This is a genomic window from Mesorhizobium sp. M8A.F.Ca.ET.021.01.1.1, assembly GCF_003998025.1.
In the GTDB taxonomy this organism is placed as follows: domain Bacteria; phylum Pseudomonadota; class Alphaproteobacteria; order Rhizobiales; family Rhizobiaceae; genus Mesorhizobium.
This window is the reverse complement of record NZ_RZSJ01000593.1, coordinates 1-3,720: the sequence shown is the minus strand read 5'-3', so window position 1 is coordinate 3,720 and position 3,720 is coordinate 1. Positions and strand designations below refer to the sequence as shown.

The window sequence follows — 3,720 nt, the reverse complement described above, 5'->3', positions numbered from 1 at the left end:
TGTCAATCCTCAATTTCGGCCCGAAAACGCGACGCCGGCGAAATATGGCCCGGCATGCGTTAAATGGTGTTCGCACCTGGGGCAGCATTGTGGCGAAGTGCCCGTTCGGCATGCCGAGCCCTCTTGGACTCGGAACCGCCGGACAGCAATATAGGACGCTGGACTCCTTGCACCAAGCGGTGTGCAGCGCAGCATAAACTGGCTGCTGACATTTCGCTGTTGCGAAGATGCAACGTCAAGGTTCTGCCTCATTCGTGCCGGGGAATGACCCAAGTTCAGGTTCGGTTCAGCCGCATTTTGACACGACATTTGGAACCGACGAACGCCAGACCCGTTTCACCCCCCGGACGGGTTGATGGCGATCGTGAGAAACAAGCCTGTGTCCTGTGGCTTAAGGAGTAAAGAACAATGCAAGCCAATCTCAAATTCGCACGGCCGCTGGCTGTCGCAATCGGGCTCTTCGCCCTCGGTGGTACCGCTTATGCAGCGGACGTCGTTCAGGAAGAGCCGCCGGCACCCGCTCCGGTTGCCGAACTTCCGGTCGCTTCGTGGGCCGGCCCTTATGCCGGTATCAACCTCGGCTACGGCTTCAGCGGCAAGACCAAGGAAAAGGATCTTGGGTTCTCGACCGACACCAAGGGTTTCGACGGCAGTGTCTTCGGCGGCTACCAATGGCAGCAGGAGAACTTCGTGTACGGCGGTGAAGCCGAACTCGGCTACAACGGCGTCAAGGGTGACGACAATGGTATCCACTCCAAGGGTGGCTTCGAAGGTTCGCTGCGTGCCCGTCTGGGCTATGCCGTGACCCCGGAAATCCTGCTCTACGGCACCGGCGGTCTCGCCGGCAGAAGCCTGAAAGTGGAAGACTCCGACCTCCTCGCCAGCGACACCGCTACGATGATCGGCTGGACCGCCGGCGTCGGCACCGACATCAAGCTGACCGACAACGTGTTCGGCCGCGTCGAGTATCGCTACACCGACTTCGGCTCGAAGAGCTTCGACGGTATCGGCAAGGTCAAGGCGACGGACAACCGCGTCACCTTCGGCCTCGGTATGAAGTTCTAAGTCCGTCCAAGCCACGACACGAAAAAGCCGGGCCTCGCGCCCGGCTTTTTTATTGCGGGTCGTTTTTAGGCGGGAACCGCCGACTTCAGCTCCGGGAATTTTTCGTCGAAGCGTGCGGCCCAGCGGGTCAACCGGCCGCGGCCCTTTTCCCATTTCCCGGCGAAGCGCAAAGAGAGATAGCCAAGGCAGGCACGCAACGCCATCTGACCGGCCGTGATCTTCTTCGGCAGTTTTGGCGGATTGGCATTGAGCAAATCGAGTGCGACGGTGATCTTCGCCCACTGGCGGTCAAGCCAGGGTTGATAAACCATTTCGTCGGGCCGGGTGCGGCGCTCATAGACCATCGACAGCGCGCAATCGCAGATACCGTCGGCCAGCGCCTCCAGCACTTCCGCTTCCAGACGCTTGTCGGGATTGCGTGGAAACAACGCGTTCTTCGAAATCCGGTTGAGGTGCTGGGTGATGGCTCGGCTGTCGTGAACAGAACGGCCATCATCGAGCACCAGCACCGGGATCTTGCCGAGCGGATTGGCGCCGATCAGTTCGGCCGGCCTGTCCTCGGTCTTGACCGGCACCTCATCGATGGCGATCCCGGCATAGGCCGCGGCCATCCTTACCTTGGAGCTGTAGGGAGAGGTGGACGCGTAGAGCAGCTTCGGCATGATCGGTTTCCTGTTTGCGGACATCCAGTGTCGACCGCAGGGCTGTTGCGATCAATTGCCAGAGTGCAAAAAAACAGCAGCCAGAAACCGGCCGCGGTTTCCGTCCTGGCATCACCACAAGCCTGAAAGCAGCAGCCTGGAAAGCATCAGCAGGCACGACGGCAAGCCGCTGGAATTCGAACCTGCATTCACACTTCACAGGCGCCCATACTTCAGAGGCGCCAGAAGCCGTGCCGTGACCTTCGCCAACCACGGCAGGAGCGAAAGAGTGGGGCGAGCGAGGCAGCCAACCGGCGCCTCGCTTTGCTTGCCCCTCGGCCCGTTACCGACGCTCAGCCCCGAAGGCTGAACCCGCTGCCGAATATGCTCCGACACAGAACGTCAGAGCGTCCTTGCCGTGTCCCGAAGGACACGTGACGCCCCAACGCTCCGTCTACTTCTTGGCCGGAGCCTTCGCTTTCGCAGGCGCTGCCTTTGCCTTCGGGGCGGCGGCTTTCTTCACCGCCGGCTTGGTTGCGGCTGCTGCTGCTTTCATGGCTGGCCTTGCCGCGGCCTTCGCGGCGGGCTTCGCCGCAGCCTTGGCGGGTGCTGCCTTCTTGGCTGCGGGCTTTGCCGCCGCCTTCGCAGGCGCTGCTTTCTTCACTGCCGTAGCGGCCTTCGCCGCGACTGCTTTTGCGGGTGCTTTCTTTGCCGGTGTCTTGGATGCCGGCGCTTTAGATGACTGCTTAGCCATGTCATGCCCCTTCACGTTATGCCGATGGCCGTGAATGACCCCGGCGCGCAATGCATATCTGACTCGCGTCTCGCTAGCCAGCGAAGCAATGGTATGATTTTCTCACCTTAAATTTTGGTTGCGATCGCCACACAATCACACTCATCACCGGAAAAATCCGCGGTTGATCTTCCGACATCGCCAGCAATTCGACATCGGCATTCGCGATGCGAGCTCGCCATCAAGCTTCGAAGATTAGCGAGCAACTTCACGCACGATCTTTGGTCGTGAAGATCATGACTTGCCGTTTCATCGAGGCGATCATCTTTTGCAAGAGAGCGGTCCGTGCGGATCACGAGCGCGATGCGACGTCCGATCTGAAGATCACCTTGTCAAGCATGTTTCGAGCAGCAGCATTCTGATTGACAGAATACTCTGTATGGCAGAGTATTCTGTCACGGAGTCCGATCGCGCCTTCGATTTCGGTCATACAAAGGCAAGTGACACCCGCTGGCAGGGATTGCCGAGTCACACGGCGACAGGCCAAGGCTTTGCCGCATTGGAGCCATTGATGAGCGCCGACGACATTATCCACCAGAGTACGCGTCTCAGGATCATGGCCGTCCTGAACACGCTGGAAAGGCGCGAGGCCTTGGAGTTCACCCAGTTGAAAGCCATGATCGAAGCCACCGACGGCAATCTCGGGGCACATCTCGACACACTGGCCAGAGCTGGCTATGTCGACATTGAAAAACTTTTTGTCGGGCGTCGGCCGCAGACACGGGTCAGCGCCACGACGGCAGGACGGCGGGCCTTTCGCGGTCACATCGCCTTTCTTCGCAAGATCATCGATCAGGCCGAGGCACAACGCAGGAAATAGCCCAGCGACGAAGCGAACATCGGCACGTGGCGACGACCGCGACGCCGGCGCCGATCATCACCCCGCCTGCCGCGCGGTTCACCCGTCGCACGATCCTGGGTGTTCGCAGCAGACTACGAGCGCGGCCGGCGAGAACGACGTGCCCGCCGACCACCACAATTTCGACAGCCAGGATCACCGCGATCAGGATGCCGAGATGCGCTGATGCGAGCGAGGTTCCGACGACGTTCGGCAGCAGCGCCACATAGAACAACGGCATTTTCGGATTGCCGAGATTGTGTGCGACACCCGTGGCGAAGATCGACAACAGCCCCCCGCCCGGAGACAGGTTTCAGCTCCGGCACCACCGGCGCGGCGGTCCAGAGCCTGATGGTGGCAAGGTCCATGGAGGCTCCCGAAAG

General features: G+C 60.4%; 4 protein-coding genes and 1 pseudogene. 3 read left to right on the top strand and 2 right to left on the bottom strand.

From position 1 onward, the window contains the following. Positions 1-408 precede the first annotated feature (408 nt). Positions 409-1,065 carry an outer membrane protein gene (locus tag EOA36_RS30425; protein ID WP_127280635.1) on the top strand — a complete coding sequence of 219 codons (657 nt, stop codon included), beginning with the start codon at positions 409-411 and terminating at the stop codon, positions 1,063-1,065. Positions 1,066-1,130: 65 nt separating this feature from the next. On the opposite strand, the gene EOA36_RS30420 is transcribed toward EOA36_RS30425, so the two are convergent. After that, complete coding sequence (locus EOA36_RS30420) at positions 1,131-1,727, bottom strand: glutathione S-transferase (RefSeq protein WP_127280634.1); 597 nt, start codon at positions 1,725-1,727, stop codon at positions 1,131-1,133. Between the two features lie 413 nt (positions 1,728-2,140). Here EOA36_RS30420 and EOA36_RS37480 point away from each other — a divergent pair, with 413 nt between their 5' ends. Both EOA36_RS37480 and EOA36_RS30410 read left to right on the top strand, forming a co-directional pair. Beyond that, positions 2,141-2,494 carry a hypothetical protein gene (locus EOA36_RS37480; protein WP_189553437.1) on the top strand — a complete coding sequence of 118 codons (354 nt, stop codon included), beginning with the start codon at positions 2,141-2,143 and terminating at the stop codon, positions 2,492-2,494. A gap of 516 nt (positions 2,495-3,010) precedes the next feature. Continuing rightward, positions 3,011-3,319 (top strand): transcriptional regulator, encoded by a 309-nt coding sequence (locus tag EOA36_RS30410; RefSeq protein WP_127280633.1) that lies wholly within the window; start codon positions 3,011-3,013, stop codon positions 3,317-3,319. On the opposite strand, the pseudogene EOA36_RS30405 reads toward EOA36_RS30410, so the two are convergent. Continuing rightward, positions 3,285-3,720 (bottom strand): annotated as a pseudogene (locus EOA36_RS30405) (LysE family transporter); the annotation flags it as partial. The gene EOA36_RS30410 and the pseudogene EOA36_RS30405 overlap by 35 nt on opposite strands.